18 protein-coding genes are annotated in these 20,456 nt (G+C 60.6%); 6 read left to right on the top strand and 12 right to left on the bottom strand.

The window, feature by feature from the left end; genetic code table 11:
• Positions 1–22: 22 nt before the first annotated feature.
• From KBX07_RS09455 to KBX07_RS09475, 5 genes are all read right to left on the bottom strand, one after another.
• Entirely contained in the window at positions 23–1,057 is a 1,035-nt protein-coding gene (locus KBX07_RS09455; protein WP_256023928.1) for a hypothetical protein, read from the bottom strand.
• Positions 1,058–1,277: 220 nt separating this feature from the next.
• A complete protein-coding gene (locus KBX07_RS09460) occupies positions 1,278–4,463 on the bottom strand; it encodes a VWA domain-containing protein (RefSeq protein ID WP_256023930.1) in 3,186 nt (1,061 codons plus the stop codon).
• A complete protein-coding gene (locus KBX07_RS09465; RefSeq protein ID WP_256023931.1) occupies positions 4,463–5,266 on the bottom strand; it encodes an LPXTG cell wall anchor domain-containing protein in 804 nt (267 codons plus the stop codon). Before KBX07_RS09465 ends, KBX07_RS09460 begins: the two co-directional genes overlap by 1 nt.
• A complete protein-coding gene (locus KBX07_RS09470) occupies positions 5,256–6,182 on the bottom strand; it encodes a class C sortase (RefSeq protein WP_256023933.1) in 927 nt (308 codons plus the stop codon). The genes KBX07_RS09465 and KBX07_RS09470 overlap by 11 nt, the downstream gene beginning before the upstream one ends.
• A 150-nt stretch (positions 6,183–6,332) precedes the next feature.
• Positions 6,333–7,973, bottom strand: a complete 1,641-nt coding sequence (locus KBX07_RS09475; RefSeq protein WP_005288497.1) for a SpaH/EbpB family LPXTG-anchored major pilin — start codon at positions 7,971–7,973, stop codon at positions 6,333–6,335.
• Between the two features lie 407 nt (positions 7,974–8,380).
• Between KBX07_RS09475 and KBX07_RS09480 the strand changes: the two genes are divergently transcribed.
• A complete protein-coding gene (locus KBX07_RS09480) occupies positions 8,381–8,854 on the top strand; it encodes an inorganic diphosphatase (RefSeq protein WP_255998447.1) in 474 nt (157 codons plus the stop codon).
• 63 nt (positions 8,855–8,917) lie between these two features.
• Here the strand turns inward: KBX07_RS09480 and KBX07_RS09485 are convergent, their stop codons facing one another.
• Together KBX07_RS09485 and KBX07_RS09490 are read right to left on the bottom strand one after the other, a co-directional pair.
• A complete protein-coding gene (locus KBX07_RS09485) occupies positions 8,918–9,448 on the bottom strand; it encodes a hypothetical protein (protein ID WP_256023934.1) in 531 nt (176 codons plus the stop codon).
• Positions 9,449–9,511: 63 nt separating this feature from the next.
• A complete protein-coding gene (locus KBX07_RS09490) occupies positions 9,512–10,291 on the bottom strand; it encodes a hypothetical protein (RefSeq protein WP_256023935.1) in 780 nt (259 codons plus the stop codon).
• 29 nt (positions 10,292–10,320) lie between these two features.
• On the opposite strand from KBX07_RS09490, the gene KBX07_RS09495 reads away from it, so the two are divergent.
• Positions 10,321–10,611, top strand: coding sequence for a rhodanese-like domain-containing protein (locus KBX07_RS09495; protein WP_005288488.1), 291 nt, complete (start codon positions 10,321–10,323; stop codon positions 10,609–10,611).
• 170 nt (positions 10,612–10,781) lie between these two features.
• The gene (locus KBX07_RS09500) at positions 10,782–11,258 is read left to right on the top strand and encodes a MarR family winged helix-turn-helix transcriptional regulator (RefSeq protein WP_256023937.1); all 477 of its coding nucleotides are present in this window, start codon (positions 10,782–10,784) and stop codon (positions 11,256–11,258) included.
• A 19-nt stretch (positions 11,259–11,277) separates the two neighbouring features.
• Here the strand turns inward: KBX07_RS09500 and KBX07_RS09505 are convergent, their stop codons facing one another.
• From KBX07_RS09505 to groL, 5 genes are all read right to left on the bottom strand, one after another.
• Entirely contained in the window at positions 11,278–12,063 is a 786-nt protein-coding gene (locus KBX07_RS09505) for an enoyl-CoA hydratase-related protein (protein WP_256023938.1), read from the bottom strand.
• Between the two features lie 42 nt (positions 12,064–12,105).
• Positions 12,106–12,999 (bottom strand): polyphosphate kinase 2, encoded by an 894-nt coding sequence (ppk2, locus tag KBX07_RS09510; RefSeq protein WP_255995614.1) that lies wholly within the window; start codon positions 12,997–12,999, stop codon positions 12,106–12,108.
• A 284-nt stretch (positions 13,000–13,283) separates the two neighbouring features.
• Positions 13,284–13,415, bottom strand: a complete 132-nt coding sequence (locus KBX07_RS09515) for a hypothetical protein (RefSeq protein ID WP_256023940.1) — start codon at positions 13,413–13,415, stop codon at positions 13,284–13,286.
• 39 nt (positions 13,416–13,454) lie between these two features.
• Positions 13,455–13,640, bottom strand: coding sequence for a hypothetical protein (locus KBX07_RS09520; protein ID WP_256023941.1), 186 nt, complete (start codon positions 13,638–13,640; stop codon positions 13,455–13,457).
• 528 nt (positions 13,641–14,168) lie between these two features.
• Positions 14,169–15,803 (bottom strand): chaperonin GroEL, encoded by a 1,635-nt coding sequence (gene groL / locus KBX07_RS09525; protein WP_005288447.1) that lies wholly within the window; start codon positions 15,801–15,803, stop codon positions 14,169–14,171.
• Between the two features lie 447 nt (positions 15,804–16,250).
• Here groL and KBX07_RS09530 point away from each other — a divergent pair, with 447 nt between their 5' ends.
• The 3 genes from KBX07_RS09530 (at position 16,251) to KBX07_RS09540 (ending at position 20,344) form a co-directional block, all read left to right on the top strand.
• Positions 16,251–17,924, top strand: a complete 1,674-nt coding sequence (locus KBX07_RS09530) for an HNH endonuclease (protein WP_256023942.1) — start codon at positions 16,251–16,253, stop codon at positions 17,922–17,924.
• 160 nt (positions 17,925–18,084) lie between these two features.
• Complete coding sequence (locus tag KBX07_RS09535) at positions 18,085–19,458, top strand: M20/M25/M40 family metallo-hydrolase (RefSeq protein WP_256023943.1); 1,374 nt, start codon at positions 18,085–18,087, stop codon at positions 19,456–19,458.
• Positions 19,459–19,822: 364 nt separating this feature from the next.
• Entirely contained in the window at positions 19,823–20,344 is a 522-nt protein-coding gene (locus tag KBX07_RS09540; RefSeq protein ID WP_005288441.1) for a hypothetical protein, read from the top strand.
• The last annotated feature ends 112 nt before the right edge of the window (positions 20,345–20,456 follow it).

Raw genomic sequence — 20,456 nt, forward strand, 5'->3', positions numbered from 1 at the left:
GTATCGCGACAGAGGCTATTTACTACTTAGAGCCCTTGTACAGGACCAGGAGGCTGCTGAGGAAGGCCCACACACGGCCCCAAGCCAGCGCGGCCTCATCCTTCCTCGCGTCGCCGTTGTCCGAGCCCTTGTTCGGCTTTGGCTTCTCCGGTGCCGGGGCAGGCTTCTGCTCAGGTGCAGGCGCTGGTGCCGGCTTTTGCTCCGGAGCCGGTGCAGGCTTGTCTGCCGGAGGAGGCACAGGAGCACCCGGGTCAACCGGTACCGGTGCCGGTGCCGGTGCAGGCACTTCCGGCGCCGGAGCGGGCGGTGCAGGCGGTGCCGGCGCTGCGGAGCTCTTCATCTCGCGGACGCTGCTGCCGAGGATCTGCGCGAAGTCGTAGTTGTAGTGATCACCGCTCACCAGCTCCAGCGTGGTGTTGTCGAAGCCGGTCCGCTTGTACTCGGTTTCAGAACGCTCCGCTGCGTGGCGGGCAGAGAAGGTGGGCTGCTCCCGCAGCCAGGTGTCGTTGTGGCCGACAACCCAATCCAGTTTCGTGCCTGCCTTACCGGGCGCCGGCGGGTTAACGGAGTAACCGCCGATGCTGCCGCCACCGATCATGGTGAAAGAGGTGTTGTCGGGCACCCAGGTGGTGTCGTCGAGCATCAGGTGACGGCCGATGAACTCGGCTCCGCCGGAGTATCCGGCAACCTCGATAGCTGGGGTCTGCAGCGTGTTCAGGTACTCGCGCACGGCGTCGCACCAGGAATCGACATCGCGGGTTCGCCACCAAGAGTCCTGGTTGTTCGGCGGGAGCAGGAACAGACTGTCGACGTTCTCGTTCTTGACTTCGTTAACAATACCCTGAATGAAGTGGCTATCCGGCGTGGTGTAGCGGCGGGTGCCGTCACCATTCAGGAACACGAGCGTTCCCTGATTACCCTCGGATGCTTTGATGACGGGGATGGTCACCCCGTTGGAGGCGGTGAAGTAGTTGACGTCGTTAGCAGAGGCGTTTGGCGTAACCACCAAAGACAGCGCGACGGTGGTTGCAGCGGTGAGAGCAGTCAAACGTTTCATCGGAGCAAGAATCCTTATTCTGGGTTAGGAAGATTCAATCATAAGATAAATCCGACGTTAAGATTTGGCAACTGATTGATAACGGCTCAATCGCTCGGCCTGCAGGCTTCGCACTCGGACCGGCTGGTCAACCTCCGCCCACCCATGCGAAAGTGCACACTCCCCACTTAGCGAACTGATTTCTCGGTACTCCTAATGGGGAGTCCTCTTCTCCGTGCTTTTACACTGCGCTACATCGACGCACCGTGACCGCTCCCGCCAGCATGAGCACCAGCCCAAACAGCATCTGCGCGTAGACACCGTGACCACCGGTCTTCGGAAGGGTGCCACTCTTCGTGTTGGCGACCTTCATGGTCACCTGGACCTCGTTGCCAACCGTGGTCTGACCGAAGTGGGTCACCGGGAACGTCTCGATCCTGTCCGGGTCAGTCACTTCCCTGCCCGTGCGATCATCCTTACCTGCGAGGAGGTAGAGCTTCGTGAGCTCTCTATTCCCTTCCTTTGCTGTAGCGACGCGAAAGTACACCGGTCCGCCGAGCATGACATAACCGTTGTCAGCTGGTTTCGTTTCCCGTAACTCGTAACGTCCGGTGGCGAGCTTGTCCCAATGGAACTCATCTTTGCCAGCACCTGGAACCGTGATCGGCTTCTTTTCACCTGCGTTGTCCTTGTCCAGCCCAGTAAGCGTGAACTGGGCACCGTCAAGGCTGATGGAGTTGTCCGTGGAATCAACCTTGTTGAGCTTGAACTTGAACGGCTGCCCGGGCGGCTTGGCCTGGTAGTACACGATGCAGTGGGCTCCTGAAACTGGAACATTGGTCAGTGAGAAGTCATTTGTCAGACCATTGTCCTTTGTGTTCTTCGGGTACTGGGCGGGGTTTTCCCCAGCGGGGAGATTATTCACCGCCACCGGGTTACCCCTAGGGTCGAAGCACTGTGCGCGCTTGCCGCCCTCAGCATCCATGCGGACCCAGCCTTCTGGAATCTTCGAAGGGTCCTCGCGTATCACGACCTTCGGATAAGTAGCTTGCTCCTTCAGAGAAAACTCCGAAACGTAGTTGTCCCTGCGCTTGTTCCAGACACTGGGAATCTTGTCTTCGATTGCTACATCACGGCTTGGGGGTGTTTTCTCTGAATGGAACGACCATTGGCCAGACACCGTCTCCTCATTCGTCCCTCGAGTGTTTTCCGGCGTGGGAAGCGCATTCGGGTCCTCTCCTCCGTAGAACCGGCGCTCGACTGTGATTGCGCAGGAGTTGAGGGAGTTGATGATCGCTGTCTGCATGACCTCGCTGTCCTCAAACTGGGCGAAGTCGGCAGCGCGAAGATTGTCTTTACCACCCTGGTGTCCACTTCCACCAGAAATTGCCTTCAAGTTTTCGTCGGAAACAGCGAGCTGATCATCCCGGCTGGTGATCACGCCTCTCCAGTTGGACGGAATACCAACAGCCACGATGCGCGTGCCTTGAGCTTTCACCATGTTGGCTGCACCGATTGCACCCTCAACATCTCGAAACTCTGTTGCAGCACCATCCGGCGTCAGAAAACCTTCTCCGGCATCGGCATTGCCGAACGCGTCATCCTTTCGAACAGTTGGATTGCCGTCGGTGATCATGTACACGACGTCGTATTGGTTACTGGGATTCTGCTCGTTATATTGCGCTACCTGATATAGAGCTTCCTGCCAGTTAGTGGCCTGCCCCTCACGTTCGGTGGGAATAGCAAGCCCATCTACCCATTTCTTAATCGCGGCTTGACCGCTTTGCGTGCTCACACTGACCGGAGAACTGAGGTTGGATCCATTTCGTTTAGCGGGTGAGTTCTCAGCGAAGTTGAACAACCCGAGATTCGTATCAGTGCCCTGCAAACGAGAGGCCACGGAGTTGACTACACCCTTAATCGTTTTAAGACCTTGCGATCCCATACTTCCGGAAAGGTCAACGACTAGCGCTACATTCAACCCGCAGCGTTCGGGCATAGCCGGATTATCGCGCACCTGCTGGATAACGCCGAGGGAGCTTCGGTGGTTTGATCCGTTGCCTTGGACCTCGTACATGAATGCTGCTGAGTTGCCTATGCCCTGCCAGTCTGCACCGTAGCCAGTGTTGCGCGAGCGGGTGACGTTGACCCCTGAGTAGAACGTGGACCCTGGCGTTAAGTTTGGGGTGGCGTAGATGTAATGCATAGCCTGCCCGGTGCTCGTGAAAGAGTTACCCGAGCCACCGATTCTCACTAGTGGTTGCGCCGTGTAACCCGGCGAAGCTTTAGACATGCCAATCCAGTAGTAGGGTCGAGCATCCCTACCGGTAGCGGGAATATCGAAAACACACTCTCCGTTAGCATCAGCGGTGCACGTTGCCCATGGCTCGTTGATCGGAACGAGGGGGTCAGCGCTCGTCATCTCAGAGTGAGCCTCCGAATTGCCGAACCTACCGTCGCGCGGTGCGTAAAGCTGCAACTGCGCCCCCTCGCCGGCAGTGAAGCCGTAGGTACTCGGAAGTCGTCCTGGCACACGCGTGGCACCGTTGCCGTTTTGCTCCCAGTATGCTGCGTTTCGGCCGGAGGGTCCGTAGATCTGGTCCCCACCAACCTGCACGACGACTCGCGCGTGGCCTGCCGGGACAGCCCCGTACTCCGGAGCCAGACGCGCTCCCGAATCAACGGCAAAAGCGGCACTGTTGAGGGTGAAAGCATCAGCAGTACCTGTGTAGAGCTCCCACGTATACCTTCCGTCTACCGGAGTTTCTTCCGGGAGGTGCACCGTCATGGAGACTGTGAACGATTGGGGCAGGTCAATCCCGTGGGTGTCGACAGTGATCAGGTCACCAGTGACATCACTGGGAATGTCGACCGCGTAGTCTATGCCGGCTTCCGCGTAAGAATCTAAGTCCGGGTACTCGAACACCTCGGCCTTGTCGTCACTGAGCGACACACCGTTCACGGTGATGTCCTCAACCCACTGAGTGGGAACATCGTATTGGTTACGGACGAAAGAAAGACTGTCCAGGGAGATTGTCTGGTCGGGGTCCTCCAGGCCGGTAACTTCAATCTCCGAGCGCAACTCGAACTTCTGGGTGCCAGCCTCACTGGCTCCGACGTGTTTGAACGTGGTGTCGGCGCTTAGGGAGGATGCGTCGTCAAGCGTCTGCGCACCTTGAACTTGAGCAATCCTCCCGTCGGCCCGCTCCTGTAACCACGGAGTGTCGAGCGGGCTGGGTGACAGCTCGGCTTCGTCGTCGGGATGTGGTTGAGCATCAGCATTCGTCTCGCCGGAAACTGGGGCGGGCACGGAATCCTGCTCAACCGCCAGGTCCTGGGCTTGTACCGGGGCCAGAGGCATGACAAGGGCAGCAGTAGCGACGAGAGCCGACAGCTTAACTCCTGCTTTTCGGCAAACATTCCTCATTAGCTCTTCTTCCTCCTTGTCATGAAAACTCCGAGACCGAGGAGGATCAGGCCCGCAATGATGCTGAGCACAACATTCGCGCCGGTCGATGCCCCTACGCCTCGCGGTAAGCGCGGTCCGTCTTCAAATGGTTCCTCAGGCGGCTGTCCCGGGACTGGGCTCGATGAAGTTGTGGGGGTCTTGTTCGGCGGCGGTGCACCCGTGGTGGTTGTTGGCGGTGTGGTCGTTGTTGGCGGCACCACTGGAGGAGGAGTCGAGATGGGCGCTGGCTTGACCACGACAATGTTCTCGTGCTCGAACTCCTCCCCCATAGCGTCGGCCACCGGGAGCACGACCCAGCGCGGCGACGAGGTGAGATAGTTGTGCTCGGTATCCGGCCGGATCTCTTCGAGGAGGTACAGGCCGGGTTTGAGGTCCGTGAACGTCGCGACGCGATGAGCGTTCGTTTTCTCCCTCGCGACCTCGTAACGGTTGATCGCATCCCATTCTTCTTGGGAGCGGACGCGGCTGGCTTCTTTGCGCCCCTCATCCGTAGTCACATCGAAATCAGGCGCCAGGTAAAGCACGAAGGTGATGCCGGTGAGATCGCCTGGAGGGAGCGCTCCGGGGACTGGATCATCGAAGGCGTTGAACCCCTTCTTGCGCACTTCAAGCGTCATCCGTTCATCGGCGCTGACCTGCGATCCGTTCAGAGTCCGATCGTTGCCCGTCACAGGTCGAATCTGCGCCTCCGCGACCCCGCTGGACATCGCGCCCAGCACGATCATCACGGCGGCGCCGAGCGCCACCCCTCTAGACTTCATCGTCCGACTCACCTTCGACGTCAGTTTCAGCATTTGCAGCCTGCTTTTGCTTACGCAGCCACCACATGATTCCGATCAGTGCTGCGGCCGCGATCGCGAGGATGAGCCACATCCACCACTGCATGAGCTTGGTCGACTTGTCGAACACATTCTCTTCCGACGGATCCATCGGTACTCGGTGTGCATGCACGAGCAGCCGGTGCGTGTTGACGCCGTACGGGGTACAGGTGATCAGCGTCACCAGATCCTCCCCGTCGCGCGCTTTCAAACTGTCGGTTTCGTCCGGCAGAACAACTTCGATGTCGTGGACCTCATACTTCATCGCGCGTCCGAAGGTGTTGATGTAGATCGCGTCGCCTTCCTTGACGTCGATGAGGTTGTCCCAGAGCGTCGCGTTGGTCAGGCCGGTGTGGCCCGTCAGCACGGTGTGGTTGCCTTCCCCGCCGATTGGAAGCGCGGAGCCGAAAAGGTGGCCGATGCCCTTTTGCAGCACCTCTTCAGAACTGCCGTGATACACCGGCAGGTTAGAGTCAATCGCCGGGATAGCGACCTGGGACATGGCCGGGTAACCGCTGAGTTCCTTCAGATAGTCCTGGTACTCGACGTTGTCTTTGGAAATGCGCGCGAGCCACGGGTCGAGGATTGGCCCGTCGGTGTGCGTCTCATTGTAGTAGCGGGCGGATTCGAGGGCGCGCTCCATGGCACCCGGGTCCTCCTGTTCACCGTCCTGAATGTCGCTTTGGTACTCATCGACGGCGCGCTGCTGCAGCCAGTTGTTCCATTGCGTGGCGAACACCGGGTATACAAGCACGGCAAGCCCCAGCAACATGATCAGCAGCGGCATGAGAACACGGCGTGATCCAGCCGGCTTGGCTGCGCCTTCCTGGCCCTTATCGACTGGCACCAGCGTTGACATCGACTCTCCTTGAAAAATGGGTGGGGATACTTTGTTTTCGCTTATCGACGCCTCCCCACGTGGGTGCGCCCACCCCCGCCCGACCGCTCAAAGTCCGGCGGGGGCAACAGGTTTCTCAGTGATCCCTGTTGGGGTTGAATTACCTAGCACTTAGGCAGTCTTGCGGCGTGCGGCGTAAGCACCGCCACCCAGAAGTGCCAGACCAGCCAGGATCAGGGCAATGACACCCATGCCACCGGTGCTCGGCAGCTGCGGGATGCCACGCTTGACGTTCTCAACAGTCGCCGACTTGTTGAAGACGTACGTGGTTCCGCCGTCAGTCTCACTCGTTGCGGGACCCTTAACCTCAGAAACAGCGAGTTTGAGCTCAATCGGCTGCACCAACTTGGTGTAACCGGACGGAGCCTCAGTCTCCTTCAGGCAGTAGGTGTCGGTGATGGTCTCAGTGTTGTTCTGCAGATCGGTGACGTGCAGAGAATTGATCACGAACTTGCCCTGAGCATCGGTGACCAATTCACCAGTGTTCACCTTGTTGCCGTCGTTAAGGTCAGCGGCCGAGCATGTGGCGTTCTCGCCAGAGATCTTGTGCAGCTCGAACTTGGCGCCCTCGAGCTTCTCCTGGTTCTCACCGGTCTTGACGATCTGAACTGCGCCGAAGTAGCTCTTGGTCTTGGACGGCGGAGTGTCGAACGGCTCGTCCTCGTTCTCGCTGCCACCCGTCGGCCTCGTAGTACCGCCAGTGTCGGCGCTGTTGATGACCTCGCCGTCCTTCAAGCCCTTGCCGTCTGCGTTCTGTGCCGCGGTCTTGGAGATCTTACCGCTGAGCACAACCTCAACCTTCGCGCCCGGGTTGTTCTTGATCGTAGCCAGGCCTTCTCCGGTGAAGTTGACAACGATCTTGGTGTCGGCGTCCGGAGTATTACCCTGTTCATCAGCAGCGTTGATGCGGGCCTTCTCTGCGTCAGTCATAGGCGCAGCAGCTGCGGACCAGCCGCCATTCAGTGGCGTACCGTCAACACGCACCTCGGTGACGTCGAGCGAGTCGAACTCATCGGCCTTGTGGTAGTCACGCACGCTGAAGGAGGTCACCTCACGCCCTGCCGGAGGGGTCGGTGCGGTCGCGTTAATGGTGTAGGTCACCGCGTGGTCGCCGTCAACCGGGTGCTGGTTCGCATCGACAACCGTCTTCTCGGTCTTCGTGGTGGTGTTCTTTGGGTAGGCGTGGACAGTCTTGTTCCACGTCTTATTGGTTGCATCCGGCATCGGGGCGAAAACGATGAACGGAGCCGAGTTGATGTAACCAGCCGGAGTCTTCGTCTCGGTGATCAGGTACGCACCTGCAGGAAGATTCGTGAACGTCACGTCACCGCCCTGAGTCGCCACCGGATTCAGGTAGTCACCAACAGCCTCGGTGCCGTATTTGTCCAGCTCGACACGATTCACGCCGTCCGCAGTGGTCTGCAGCTTAACAGCGTTAGCGAAGCCCTCATCAGTGGTCATGTCGATCTTGACACGCTCGATCTTGAACTCAGCACCATCAAGTGGATTGCCCGGGGCATTGGAAGCAGAACCGTCTGCATTCGGGGTACCGGTTTCGGTACCGGCACGCTTGTGGACGATGATCGTATTGTCCTTTTTGAGGACCTTCTCATTGTTATCGTTAACGGTGTACAGGTCGGAGAGCTGCTGCGCCTGCGCGACCGGCGCAAAAACTGCCCCGGCCGAGCCGGAGAATGCCAAGCCTGCCGCAAGGGCGATCGCGGCGGTCTTCTTGGTGAAGGTGTTTGCCATGTGTGTCTGCCTTTCAGAGACGTTAGTTGTGTGCCGCCCAGCAGGCTTGCCGGCGGCAGGCGGTGCCAGGAAGTTCAACGAGCTTGAACAAAGAATGCTCCCGCTTATACCCAAATGTGGGATGGTTCCTAGCGCCCTTGCGGGCATGTGCTCCTGTGAAGAATACTTTTGAGAGACAATGCAGTTGACAGCTATCTCCCCGGACTCTCCGAGCAAACACACATATTAAACCCATTACTTAACGCGTCAACTTTGAAGGATCAACTAACCCGTTTGGACGTAGTCGGGTCCCTCTTTTGGGGTTAGCCGGTGAGAGTGGCTATCAGCGACTGCACTTAACAGCCACACGAATGGGGCGCGCTACGATGGTGGACGTAAAACCGATCAAGCACCACCAAGGAGCAACCATGGCTGAAGTGACCATCGAGATCCCGAAGGGTTCCCGCAATAAGTACGAGGTCGACCACGAGACTGGCAAGGTCTTCCTTGACCGATACCTGTTCACGTCCATGGCCTACCCGCTCGACTACGGCTACATCGACCACACCCTCGGTGATGACGGTGACCCGTTGGATGCCCTCGTAATCACTCCGGAGCCGGTTTTCCCGGGTGTCATTGTCAAGGCTCGCCCGCTCGGCGTGTTCAAGATGACCGATGAGGCTGGCGGCGACGACAAGTTGCTCTGCGTGCTTGACGACGTCCGCTACGACAACTACCAGGACATCAACGACGTCTCCGACTTCCTGAAGGACGAGATTGAGCACTTCTTCGTCCACTACAAGGACTTGGAGCCCAACAAGGACGTCACCGGTTCCGGCTGGGGCGACAAGGCTGAGGCAGAGAAGATCCTCGAGGCAGCCATCGCCAACTACAAGGGCTAAACCTAAGGGCCTAAAGCCGAGAAGGGGCTCAGCCGCAGTGGCTGAGCCCCTTCTCATCAAGCGCTAGGTGCGAGCCCTACGCCCGGAGTAGAACCCGACCGATCCCATCATCACCGCGACCAGCACAGCGACCATTGCCTGAGCGGCATCATTGGAACCGGTCTGCGCATTGACACCGCGGTCGGTGGTGGGCTTGTCATCATCGCCCACAACACGCACGCCTGCTGTTTCCGCAGCCAGCGGGTCAGCGGCCTCGCCCGGGTAATTGGGATCTTCCATTTTTTCGAAGTGTTCCTGGGCTCGCTTTGCCTGCTCAAGAACCTCGTCGGCATTAGCGTTGAGCACACGTTCAGAAGCTTTACGCTCCGCTGATGTCGGCTCTTCATTCACGCGCTTGGCATCGAGAAGGTAAGTGGACCCGTCCTTGTTCAAGTGCCACTCTTCACCGTCGAGCTCGAGTGTCAGGGGCAGAAGGCCAAGAGTATCGGTGACTGAACGGGACTCTTCGGCCACGGCACCCTGGCCGACGGCGAGTGCCAGTGCGCCTGCCACTAGAAAGGGAGCGATAGCGGAGCGGATGGTGGTGCGACGCATAGTTCCTCCAGCTTCTAATCAATTTCTCAGCTACCACATTAACTCCTAATGCCCCCGTGCGCACTATGCGCGCACATTTTCTCCGGACACAACCTCTTGAAGTTGCCACCCCACCACCGCATTACGCGTTGATTGCTGGAACGGATTGTTTGGTTGCACACAGGAGATAGTCAACAGCCGTCCTGGCATTGGCGCGTCGCCCCAGATCTCCGCAGCTTGAGACAGCCCTTCTTTCTCCGGGCTGTGGAGGTCGGTCGCCTGGTATTTCAACCATTTGTCACCCGATTCCTCGGTACGCAGATATAGCGCGTCGCCGGGAGCGACGGTGTGACGGTCGGCTCGCACGTCATAGAGCGCGTCGAAGACCGCGGGCACTCCGGCCGCCGCGTGTCCGGCGATGACCACAATGTCATCGGCGTTCGTGCCCGGCAGCGAGTAGGGTTTTTCCTCCGTAGTGAACGCGCAGGCTTCGGTGAGGGATGCAGGATCGATGGCCCCATCCATGAATCGACAATCGGCTTCCTCAAAATTGGCGTTCAAACCGATGGAGGGAATGGTCATCTCAACAGGTCGCGACACCGGGATATCCTCACCCGCGACCTGGTTTTCCTGAACCACGGACGGTATTTGCGACTGCTCTTGCCACGCTTCCATCTCCCGGTCGTGCTCGCTCGGCACGCAAGCGCGGATGAACGCAACGACAAGGAAGAGGAGGATGAGCACGGCCCCCCAGCGCCTCATTTTGTACACCCACATCGGCTTCGGCGGGTACTTGCGCGGGGGTGGAGCGGGCCGCGGCTGCACCGGCTTGCGCCGGCGGTCGTCGTTACGCTGCCCAGTCATACAGGGAACTTTACATCTACACTGGGCGCATGCAGTCAGTTCAGGTCACCGATGTCCCCAACGACGCACAGCTTATCGACGTCCGCGAGCCCGACGAATTCGCCGACACCCACGCCGCCGGCGCCGTCAACCTGCCCCTGTCCAACTTCGCCGTGCTGGCGCAGCAGATCGACACGACCGAGCCCGTCTACGTAATCTGCCGGTCCGGCGGCCGTTCCGTTGAGGCGTCCCAGTACCTCGAGGAGATCTTCGGCGCGGATGTCTACAACGTCCTCGGCGGCACACAGGCATGGGTCAACGCTGGCCTGCCCACCGAGTAGCCCCTCCCATCTTCGGTTAGCTAGTTCCAGACGACTAGAACGTCGGTTTCTGTGCCGAATAACGAACAATCTAGTCACTTGCATCTAGCTAAGCGCCGCCCCGGCGTGCAGCTCCCCGTTAGTCCCCCACTTCAACGATGGGCGTACCCCACGGATGCTAGATTGGGTACATGCCCGAATCGCTCGACCTTCCTGACGCTCTGCTGCAGTCGCCGTCTTTCCAAATCGAACGCATCCGCCGCGCGACTAAAGACACGGTGGAGACCGAGCTGACCAAGCGCGGCACGACCATGCGCGAGTTTTGGGTTCTCACCTGCACGATGACGCACGCTGCCAGCCAGACGCAGCTGTCGGAACTTCTCGCGATCGACGCCTCCGACATGGTCCGCCTGATCGATTCGCTGGAAACGCACGGTTGGGTCGCCCGCGAGCGCGACGCCAAGGATCGTCGCCGTCAGATCATCATCCCCACGAAGAAGGGGCGCAAGATCCAGACCGATCTCGCATCACTCGTGGCTTCCGCGGAAGAGCGCGCGCTTGACGACGCTTCCAACAAACAGCTCAAGCACCTCCGCAAACTCACCAAAGCCATTCTCAATGGGCACGATGCTCCTGCCCCCGCTGGAGCAGGTGCCACGACTGAATAGGCCGCTACTCAGGAAGCCGCTACTCGCCGCGAAACTCGGGGGTGCGCTTCTCGGCCACAGCCCGGGCGGCTTCCCGGATGTCCGCCGAATCCCAGGGGGCCTGGCGGGCGGACTCCAACTCGCTCTCACTGAACCGCTCGCCCGAGGAATGCGCGAACTCCATCTTCACGTTCCGCATCGTCAGCGGCGCCTTGCCCGCGCATAGCTCTGCAAGAGCGACGGCGAACTCGGCGGAATCATGGGCCTCGCTCCCCACGCCCCCGCCCGGGAGCTCAAGCCGCGGGAACATCGACGGCCGCACAGCGAAACCGGTGGCATCGGCATCGGACGCCGACATGGTCGCGCCGGCGAGCTGCATCGCCCGCGCCCATGATCCGCCCATCTGTAGCTCAAAGGACTTCACCAGGACGTCGTTGACGCCGATCGCCATGTCGGCCACCGGGACCATGAACCGCGCGGTCGGAGACACGACCCGCAGGTCACACACGGCGGCGAGCATCGCCCCCGCACCGATCGCGGGGCCGTTCACGTAGGCGATGACGGGAACGGGTGCGCGGCGGATCGACATAAAGAGCGACTCCATCGCGGGGTAGAACTCGCCAACATCCCCGCCGCTCAGATCCGCGCCGGAGCAGAAGGCGGAGCCGGCGCCGGTGATGAGGATGGCGCGGGCGTCGATAAGCGAATCGTTCAGCGCGCGCTCGAGTAAGGTGCAGACTTCCGTATTGAGCGCGTTGCGTTTTTCGTCGCGGTCAATGGTGAGTTGCGCGACGCGCGGCACCGGGCGGGAGACGCTAATAGTCACACCTTGAGGTTAAAGCCCCCGGCCGTTCCGCACAATGGGAAATTAGTCCCCGATCTGGTCGCGGCCGCGCTTGACGATCAACGGGTCCGGCTCGCCCACAACATCGTGATCCTTGTTCGTGTACTCGAACTTAGACAGGATGTAGCGCATCGCGTTGATGCGGGCGCGCTTCTTGTCGTTGGACTTGATGGTGATCCACGGGGATTCGTCGGTGTCCGTGTAGCGGAACTGTTCTTCCTTGGCGCGGGTGTAATCGTCCCACTTGTCCAGGGAGGCGAGGTCCATCGGCGACAGCTTCCACTGGCGCACCGGATCGACCTGGCGGATGGCGAAGCGGGTGCGCTGCTCCTTCTTCGTCACCGAGAACCAGAACTTGGTCAGGGAAATGCCGGAGCCGAGAATCATGTTCTCCAGCATCGGCACCTCGCGCAGGAACTCGGCGTGCTGCGACTCGGTGCAAAAGCCCATGACGCGCTCAACGCCGGAGCGGTTGTACCAGGAGCGGTCGAAGAAGACGATCTCGCCGCCAGCCGGGAAGTGTTCGATGTAGCGCTGGAAGTACCAGGAGGTGGACTCGCGCGGGCTCGGTTTCTCCAGGGCGACAGTGCGCGCACCACGCGGGTTGAGGTGCTCATTGAAGCGCTTGATGGTGCCGCCCTTACCGGCTGCGTCGCGGCCCTCGAAGATGATGATGTGACGCTGGCCGGTATCCTTCGTCCAGTTCTGCCACTTCAGCAACTCAATCTGCAGAGCACGCTTGACCTTCTCGTACTCGTCCCGGCTCATGCGCTCGTCGTACGGGTAGTTCTCGCGCCAGGTCTCAATTGGGGTGCCGTCTGCCTTCAGGAGCACCGGGTCGTCTTCGTCAGAATCGTCGACGTAGTATCCCTCGGTCTCCGTCAAGTCGATCATGGGCATGTCATCATCGTTTGCCATGCGGTCGAGTGTAGTCGCGCACGGGCAGGAGCGCTCGGCATGCATTTCGCTTATCGACGCCCCCATCTCATTCCCAGCGAACCACAAACACTGGGGAAACCTTGGGGATCTATCACCGTACGCTTGTTGACGCATCCATAGTTTTGCTTGCATGAGTCAGGGCCTGTTGTTACGTCTATTAGTTTGACTGCATGAATAGCGCGAATCGATTAGGTACGAAATGCAAAAACCCTGCCGCTGAAGCGACAGGGTTAGTGAATCCCGCCCAAGCGGGAAGGAAGCTACTACGGGAGCAGCTTGAGGAGCTTCTCAGCACCCTCAGCAGCCTTGACGAGCGGCTCCATGAACTTGAAGATCGGCTCCCAGATGGCGCCGAGTGCGGATGCGAAGTCGGAAGAACCTGCGAAGAATTCCATTGTTTTTCTCCTGTGATGTGTTAGGGCTGGTGGGTGAAATTAGTTGTTAGAAGACAGGGACTCGAAAGCGCCCTTCAGCTTCTCAGCGTCGTTAGCGAAGAGGTCAGCGATGTCCTGAATCGGGTTGCCACCGAAGAACTTGGTCAGGTTCTCGATGACCAGGTTCCAGCCCTTCCAGGTGTCCTGGAAGTTGGACAGGTGGGTGATGATTTCCTTCACGTCCATGTGAAAATCTCCTTGAGTTCACCGGCTGACGCCGGATGAGGTTTCTGGTGTTCAGACACCCCGATCGGGCGTCACAAGAGCAATATTGCCATAGATCTCACAGCCGTCAACACATGCAATTCATTGCCATGACCAGCACATTATTCCTTAAGCTCGCCTTAAAACATTAACGGTTGGTTAAGTGATGGCGGTTATGTCAAACTACCTGCATATTTTGACGGTCAAAAATTTACTTTTAAGCGAACAACCCCTCAGTCTGTAACGCGTTTTGCAAGGCGTTCGATATGCCGAATTCAGCAGGAAAATTCTTTTCCTGAAAGTTTGGACACCCCTATTCCGGGGGTGCCTCACAGCTTTACTCCAGCCACACTGGCCCGGCGCCGAACTGGAGCTCACAGCGCAGCGTTGCCGAAACGAGACCTAAGAAACCTGCTGGTTGCACGCAAAATCCCCACCGTCCAGGCTTGCGCCTAGGGGTGGGGATTCAAAGGGACGCGGGAGGGTGCGTCGATAAGCGAGAAAGCGTGCCTACATCATGCCGCCCATGGCCTCCGGGTCCATTGCGGGAGCTGCGGGCTCCGGCATCTGCGCGACGACAGCCTCTGTGGTGAGGAAGAGGCCAGCGATGGACGCGGCGTTCTGCAGCGCGGAACGGGTTACCTTCGCAGGGTCAGCGATACCGTTAGCCAGCATGTTGACGTACTCGCCGGTGGCGGCGTTCAGGCCCTCACCAGCGGGGAGGTTAGCAACCTTGTCAGCGACAACGCCCGGCTCGAGGCCAGCATTGAGCGCGATCTGCTTCAGCGGGGCGGAGAGGGCTTCGCGGACGATCTTGACGCCGGTAGCCTCGTCACCCTCGAGGCCGAGGTCGCCCTCGAGCTCCTTGGATGCCTGCAGCAGGGCCACGCCACCGCCAGCGACGATGCCCTCCTCGACAGCAGCCTTGGCGTTGCGGACAGCGTCCTCGATGCGCAGCTTGCGCTCCTTGAGCTCGACCTCGGTGGCAGCACCCACCTTGATCACAGCGACACCGCCGGCGAGCTTAGCCAGGCGCTCCTGGAGCTTCTCGCGGTCGTAGTCGGAGTCGGAGTTGTCGATCTCAGCGCGGATCTGCTTCACGCGGCCCTCGATCTGAGCCTGGTCGCCAGCGCCCTGGACGATGGTGGTGTCGTCCTTGGTCACAACGACCTTGCGTGCCTGGCCGAGCAGGGAGATGTCAGCGGTGTCCAGCGACAGGCCAACCTCCTCGGAGATGACCTGGCCGCCAGTGAGGATGGCGATGTCCTGCAGCATTGCTTTACGACGGTCGCCGAAGCCCGGCGCCTTCACAGCCACCGACTTGAACGTGCCGCGGATCTTGTTGACCACGAGGGTGGACAGAGCCTCGCCCTCTACATCCTCAGCGATGATCAGCAGCGGCTTGCCGGACTGCATGACCTGCTCCAGAACCTGCAGAAGCTCCTTGACGTTGGAGATCTTGCCGGACACCAGGAGGATGTACGGGTCCTCCAGGACAGCCTCGCCGCGCTCCATGTCAGTGGCGAAGTAGGCGGAGATGTAGCCCTTGTCAAAGCGCATACCTTCGGTGACCTCGAGGTCCACGCCGAACGTGTTGGACTCCTCGACGGTGATGACAGACTCCTTGTTCACGGAGCCGTTGCCGACGGCGTACATCGCCTGGGCGATCTTCTTGCCGATCTCCGGGTCAGACGCGGAAATGCCGGCGGTGTTAGCGATCTCCTCCTCGGTCTCGACCTCCTTGGCGGAGTCGAGCAGGACGGTGGAGACCTTCTCGGCCGCAGCCTGGATGCCGCGCTTGATGCCCATCGGGTTGGAGCCGGCAGCGACGTTGCGCAGGCCCTCACGGACCAGTGCCTGAGCCAGCACGGTTGCGGTGGTGGTGCCGTCGCCAGCGACGTCATCAGTCTTCTTGGCGACTTCCTTGACCAGCTCAGCACCGATCTTCTCGTACGGATCCTCGAGCTCGATGTCCTTCGCAATGGTCACGCCGTCATTCGTAATCGCCGGCGCGCCCCAGGACTTCTCCAGGACAACGTTGCGGCCCTTTGGGCCCAGCGTCACCTTCACAGCGTCAGCCAGGGTGTTCAGACCCTGCTCGAGGCTGCGACGTGCTTCCTCATCGAATGCGATCATCTTTGCCATGTGAGTTTGTTGCTCCTCTTTTTAAGGTGGCTGTTTTTTGCTTTACGACGCCACTCTCACGCCTCAAAGTCCCAACCCGGCGCCCGCGACGGCACGGCTGGCGAGTGCTGCTCGGGCGCGTTGTCTTTAGCCCTCGCAGACCAGCCTCATCCCGGTCAGGATTGACGTTCTTAGCACTCACTTGGCGGGAGTGCTAAAGCCATTTTTAGCAGTCAGGGGTAGGGAGTGCAACGTCGGGGCCCGCGCGTGGAGTGCGCTTTGAGCGAACATGGGTGTCCGACTTTTTCACGTCTGCTGCCGAGCTCCGCTTGAGTTGCGCTCGGGTTGGGCCTGGCCGGGGAAATATGTTTGTGAATATTTTCGAACAGTCTTGCGCTCATGGTTTGGGGGTGGGTACAATGGTGGCATCGGTTGATACGCTGCACACAGTATCGAGGGGAGGGGACCATGGCGGGGCGCATCGCACAGCTTGTGGACACTATCGGCGATGCTTTAGCGCAGCTTCGCGACGAGTTCGCCGACCCGTCTCTACTATCGCTGCATGATGTGGCCGCCGAGATGGAAAAGCTCGAGGAGCACCTTAACGCCAAAGCGCTTATCGACGCTTCATTCGCCTACCTGTGCGACCGTGACAACGCCGGACGACTCGTCGGGGCAGTCCACCCCAACGCCTACCTGACCACCCGACTAGGGCTCTCGGCCGGGGAAGCCTACGACCGGCTCGCCCGCGGACGCGACCTCTTCGCCCCACCAGTGACACCTGATCCTGAACCGGCTGACATCAGTGGTGACGACGACGGTTCCGGTGGTTCAGGGTTTGAGCTCGAGTTCGGTACGGATAATGAGGAAACCGAACACGCTCGCCGTGAGGCTGAAGAGCAAGCCCGCCGCAGCCAGGAAGAAGCACGCACCAAAGCAGCTGGCGTGTCCGCGGAGAAGCAGAACATCATCCGCCGCGAACTCGACAAGCTGCTTGCCCCCGCCCGCGGGGACCGCACCCGCATCCACGCCCAAGCCATGGATGAAGCCGCCACCCGGGACGTACAAGACCTCCGGATGTTCGTGCGCCGCAACGTCGACGCCGCCAACCGTAAGCACGCCCCACGAAACAACCCGAACGCAGGCTTTGCCAACCGCGCGGTCCACATCGGGCACCGCAAAGCTGACGGCACCCACGAGATCACCATCACCGCCACCGCCGGTGATACCGCATTGTTCAAAGCGCACCTGGATAAAGGACTCGCCCCGAACACCAACACCGGTGATGCTCAGCGCGGCACCGATGGCGCCGGCGAAACCGGTGGTGTGGCGGATTACCGCACGCCACCCCAACGCCACTACGACCAATTCACCACCATCCTCAAAGCTTTCGAATCAGGCCAGCAGAAGCTCAGCGGTGGTGCGGCATCTGTCGTCATCGCCATGACAATGGACGATCTTGCCGATGCTGACGGCTACGCCGCCGGCGGTGGCCTGTTTGCCACCAACACAGGTATCGACATTGATGTCATCGACATGGCCCGCCTCGGCCTGGGCACCCTGGACACCGCTGATTCAGACCAGGCGAACTTCATCCTCCAGCTCGACTCCGTCACCGCAGTCCCGCTGTCGATGGGTAAAACCCGCACTGCTTCGATCGGGCAGCGCATCGCGATGCTCGCCGTCCAAGGCGTCTGCTCCTGGACCGGATGCACCAAACCACTGACCGAATGCGAAGCCCACCACATCTTCGCCTGGATCCTGGGTGGTTTGACCACGATGGATAACCTCACCGGATTATGCCGGCAGCACCACAGATGCAACAACGACAACCGCGACGGCACCTGGGGCAAAGGACACATGGACTACGACCCCGACACCGGACAAGCAGGACTTGTCACACCCGGGGCTACACACATGCAGTTCAACACCACAGACCCCGCCCACCACTGCGCAGCCAACCGCATCCGCCGCAGAACCACCACCACCAACACCGGCACTGGCACTGGCACTGGCACCAGTGGGCCCACAACACCCACACCCAAAACCAGACCCGACCCACCCCTGTTCCCACCAAACAACACACCAACCCGCACCCGAAAACAGCCCAGACCGCGAGCACATACCCATGCCCGCGAATAGAGAAGCGCTTCTCCCGATGCCACGCCCAAACCCGCATGCTCCAGCGCCGCGGTTCGCGCAGACGCGCACCGTGGACACAGGCATGCCTGCACCTACTTCTCCTTCTCGGCAACCATTGCGGAAGCCGCACACCGTCGGCACCGCGAGTACGGTCGCGAACATGAACACCGACAACACCACAGCACAGCTCGACCCCAACCGCGACAGGATCTTCAAGGACCTGTCCGGCCTCGTGTCGTTCAATTCCCCGCACTCCACACCGGAACTGGCCGACCAGCACTCCGCCGCCGCGGACTGGGTCACCGCCGCTGTGGCCGAGCATGGATTCGAGGTGGAGCGGCACCCCACCGTCGATAATGCGGACGTCATTATCGGCCGCCGCGCCGGCACCGATGGTGCGCCGACCGTGTTGCTGTACTCCCACTACGACATCGTTCCGGCCGGCGACCCCGCCGCTTGGACATCGGACCCGTTCACCCTCACTGCGCGCGACGGTCGCTGGTACGGGCGCGGCGCTTCCGACTGCAAAGGCAACATCGCCATGCACCTTGAAACTCTGCGCATGCTCGAGGCCGCCGGCGGCACCGACGCGAACCTGCTTGTCGTGGTCGAAGGCTCGGAAGAACTCGGTGGCGGTGGCCTGGAGAAGCTGATCGATGAGAAGCCGGACCTGTTCCGCGCCGACGTCATCCTGATCGCTGACTCTGGCAACGTTGCGGTCGGCACGCCCACCCTGACAACCGCCCTGCGCGGCGGCGCCCAGGTACGCGTGACCATGAAGACTTTGGAAGGCGCGATCCACTCCGGCACCTTCGGCGGGGCCGCACCCGACCCGGTGGCGGCGCTGATCCGGACGTTGGATTCGCTTCGCGACGAGCACGGCCGGACCGTCATCGACAGCCTCGACTGCACCCAGACATGGGAAGGTGAACCATACACCGCCGAGACCTTCCGCAAAGACGGCGGCGTCCTCGACGGCGTGGGCTTGATGGGCGATGCCGAGGCCGGCGAGCAGCCTTCCGACCTCGTATGGGCCCGCCCCGCCGTGAGCGTCACTGGCTTCACCTCCACCCCGGTGGACCAAGCCGTGAACGCGATCGTCCCCCAGGCGCAGGCGCAGCTCAACCTGCGCGTGCCCGCGACGATGGATCCGGCCGAGGCCGCCGAGGCCCTGAAACAACACCTGATCGACCACACTCCGTGGGGCGCGCATGTGGAGGTGGAGATCTTTGACATCAACCACGGGTTCGCCACCGACCCGGACCGCCCGGCCATTGGGCTGCTTGGCGCGTGTCTCCGCGAGGCCTACGCCGAGGACGACCCCGCCGTCGAGCTGGCCGTCGTCGCCTCCGGCGGATCGATTCCGCTCACGGCGACGTTGCAGAAGCACTTCCCCGACGCCGCCATCGCCATGTTCGGCGTGGAAGACAACGCAGCCGGCATCCACTCCGTGGACGAATCGGTGCACCCGTACGAAATCGAGCGGGTCGCCGTGGCGGAGGCACTCTTCCTCCAGCGGGTCTCACAGCTCTAACTCGCCCGAAACCACGCCACCCATCCCGCCCCACGGAACATTCTCGGGCCTTTTCTGCGAGAGTTTTACTCGAGAACCGAGACCGCAGAAACAGGGGCTGAGATGGGAGAACGGCGGGCGGGGGCGTCGATAAGCGAGTGGCGCGCGGATATGAATCGGCGAAATGTGTTGCGCGTCACGTGAAGCTCGCTTAAAGTGACTGTCATGCAAAAGCGCATTCTTCTACTAGCGGTACTACGGGCCACGGACCCCGACGCGGAGTAACCGACTCCACGCGGCACGGGTGAGTGGTCGTTAGCCAACCAGTACAAGCGAGTCGGTACTCCTCCCCCACACAACACCGCGAAATGTAGAAGGACTCGACATGTCGAACACGACCGCCTTTGCCACCCAGACTCAGACCCAGCAGACCCGCACCGGGGAACTCGATCCGTTCCAGCTGCGCTTCGAATCCCCCCGCCGCCTCCCGCGCGAACTGCGCGAGGAAGCCATGGGCATGAGCTGGTCGCTGTTCACCGCCACCTACGCGCCGACCCCGACGCTGCGGATCTCCGACATCCACACGGATAAGGCGAACTGGTGCTACAACAGCTACTCCGCTGACGTCACCAAGACCTCCAAGACGTTCCCGCCGCAGACGACCCACCACGAGGTCACCGCCTCCGGCCCGGCCCACGCGTTCGCTGCGATGCTGGCGACCGAAGGCCGCTACATCGAGATCCTCGAATTCCACCAGATCGAGCTGTACGAGGCAACGTTCACCGCGATCAAGGTCGCCCACCAGATCAACGAGCGCAACACCGCGTGGGCCATCGGCTTCGGCCCCACCTCCGAGGCTTCCATCGCCGCCGCCATGTCCTCTGGCGCCCAGCGCATCTACGGCTAACCCGCGGTTCTGCGGCTAACTCCGAATCTACGGCTAACCCCGATATCCTCGAATCCACGTCGAACCTCCGGATTACGGCCGCGGCAATAAACCGGTAAAGTAAATCCCGTTG

The organism is Corynebacterium sp. CCUG 70398 (assembly GCF_024454055.1).
Classification (GTDB): Bacteria; Actinomycetota; Actinomycetes; order Mycobacteriales; family Mycobacteriaceae; genus Corynebacterium; species Corynebacterium genitalium.

Bases quoted from the DNA above. Each gene is read 5' to 3' on its own strand.
- KBX07_RS09455 (WP_256023928.1), bottom strand. From the start codon at position 1,057: ATGAAACGTTTGACTGCTCTCACCGCTGCAACCACCGTCGCGCTGTCT.
- KBX07_RS09460 (WP_256023930.1), bottom strand. From the start codon at position 4,463: ATGAGGAATGTTTGCCGAAAAGCAGGAGTTAAGCTGTCGGCTCTCGTC.
- KBX07_RS09465 (WP_256023931.1), bottom strand. From the start codon at position 5,266: ATGAAGTCTAGAGGGGTGGCGCTCGGCGCCGCCGTGATGATCGTGCTG.
- KBX07_RS09470 (WP_256023933.1), bottom strand. From the start codon at position 6,182: ATGTCAACGCTGGTGCCAGTCGATAAGGGCCAGGAAGGCGCAGCCAAG.
- KBX07_RS09475 (WP_005288497.1), bottom strand. From the start codon at position 7,973: ATGGCAAACACCTTCACCAAGAAGACCGCCGCGATCGCCCTTGCGGCA.
- KBX07_RS09480 (WP_255998447.1), top strand. From the start codon at position 8,381: ATGGCTGAAGTGACCATCGAGATCCCGAAGGGTTCCCGCAATAAGTAC.
- KBX07_RS09485 (WP_256023934.1), bottom strand. From the start codon at position 9,448: ATGCGTCGCACCACCATCCGCTCCGCTATCGCTCCCTTTCTAGTGGCA.
- KBX07_RS09490 (WP_256023935.1), bottom strand. From the start codon at position 10,291: ATGACTGGGCAGCGTAACGACGACCGCCGGCGCAAGCCGGTGCAGCCG.
- KBX07_RS09495 (WP_005288488.1), top strand. From the start codon at position 10,321: ATGCAGTCAGTTCAGGTCACCGATGTCCCCAACGACGCACAGCTTATC.
- KBX07_RS09500 (WP_256023937.1), top strand. From the start codon at position 10,782: ATGCCCGAATCGCTCGACCTTCCTGACGCTCTGCTGCAGTCGCCGTCT.
- ppk2 (WP_255995614.1), bottom strand. From the start codon at position 12,999: ATGGCAAACGATGATGACATGCCCATGATCGACTTGACGGAGACCGAG.
- KBX07_RS09515 (WP_256023940.1), bottom strand. From the start codon at position 13,415: ATGGAATTCTTCGCAGGTTCTTCCGACTTCGCATCCGCACTCGGCGCC.
- KBX07_RS09520 (WP_256023941.1), bottom strand. From the start codon at position 13,640: ATGGACGTGAAGGAAATCATCACCCACCTGTCCAACTTCCAGGACACC.
- groL (WP_005288447.1), bottom strand. From the start codon at position 15,803: ATGGCAAAGATGATCGCATTCGATGAGGAAGCACGTCGCAGCCTCGAG.
- KBX07_RS09530 (WP_256023942.1), top strand. From the start codon at position 16,251: ATGGCGGGGCGCATCGCACAGCTTGTGGACACTATCGGCGATGCTTTA.
- KBX07_RS09535 (WP_256023943.1), top strand. From the start codon at position 18,085: ATGAACACCGACAACACCACAGCACAGCTCGACCCCAACCGCGACAGG.
- KBX07_RS09540 (WP_005288441.1), top strand. From the start codon at position 19,823: ATGTCGAACACGACCGCCTTTGCCACCCAGACTCAGACCCAGCAGACC.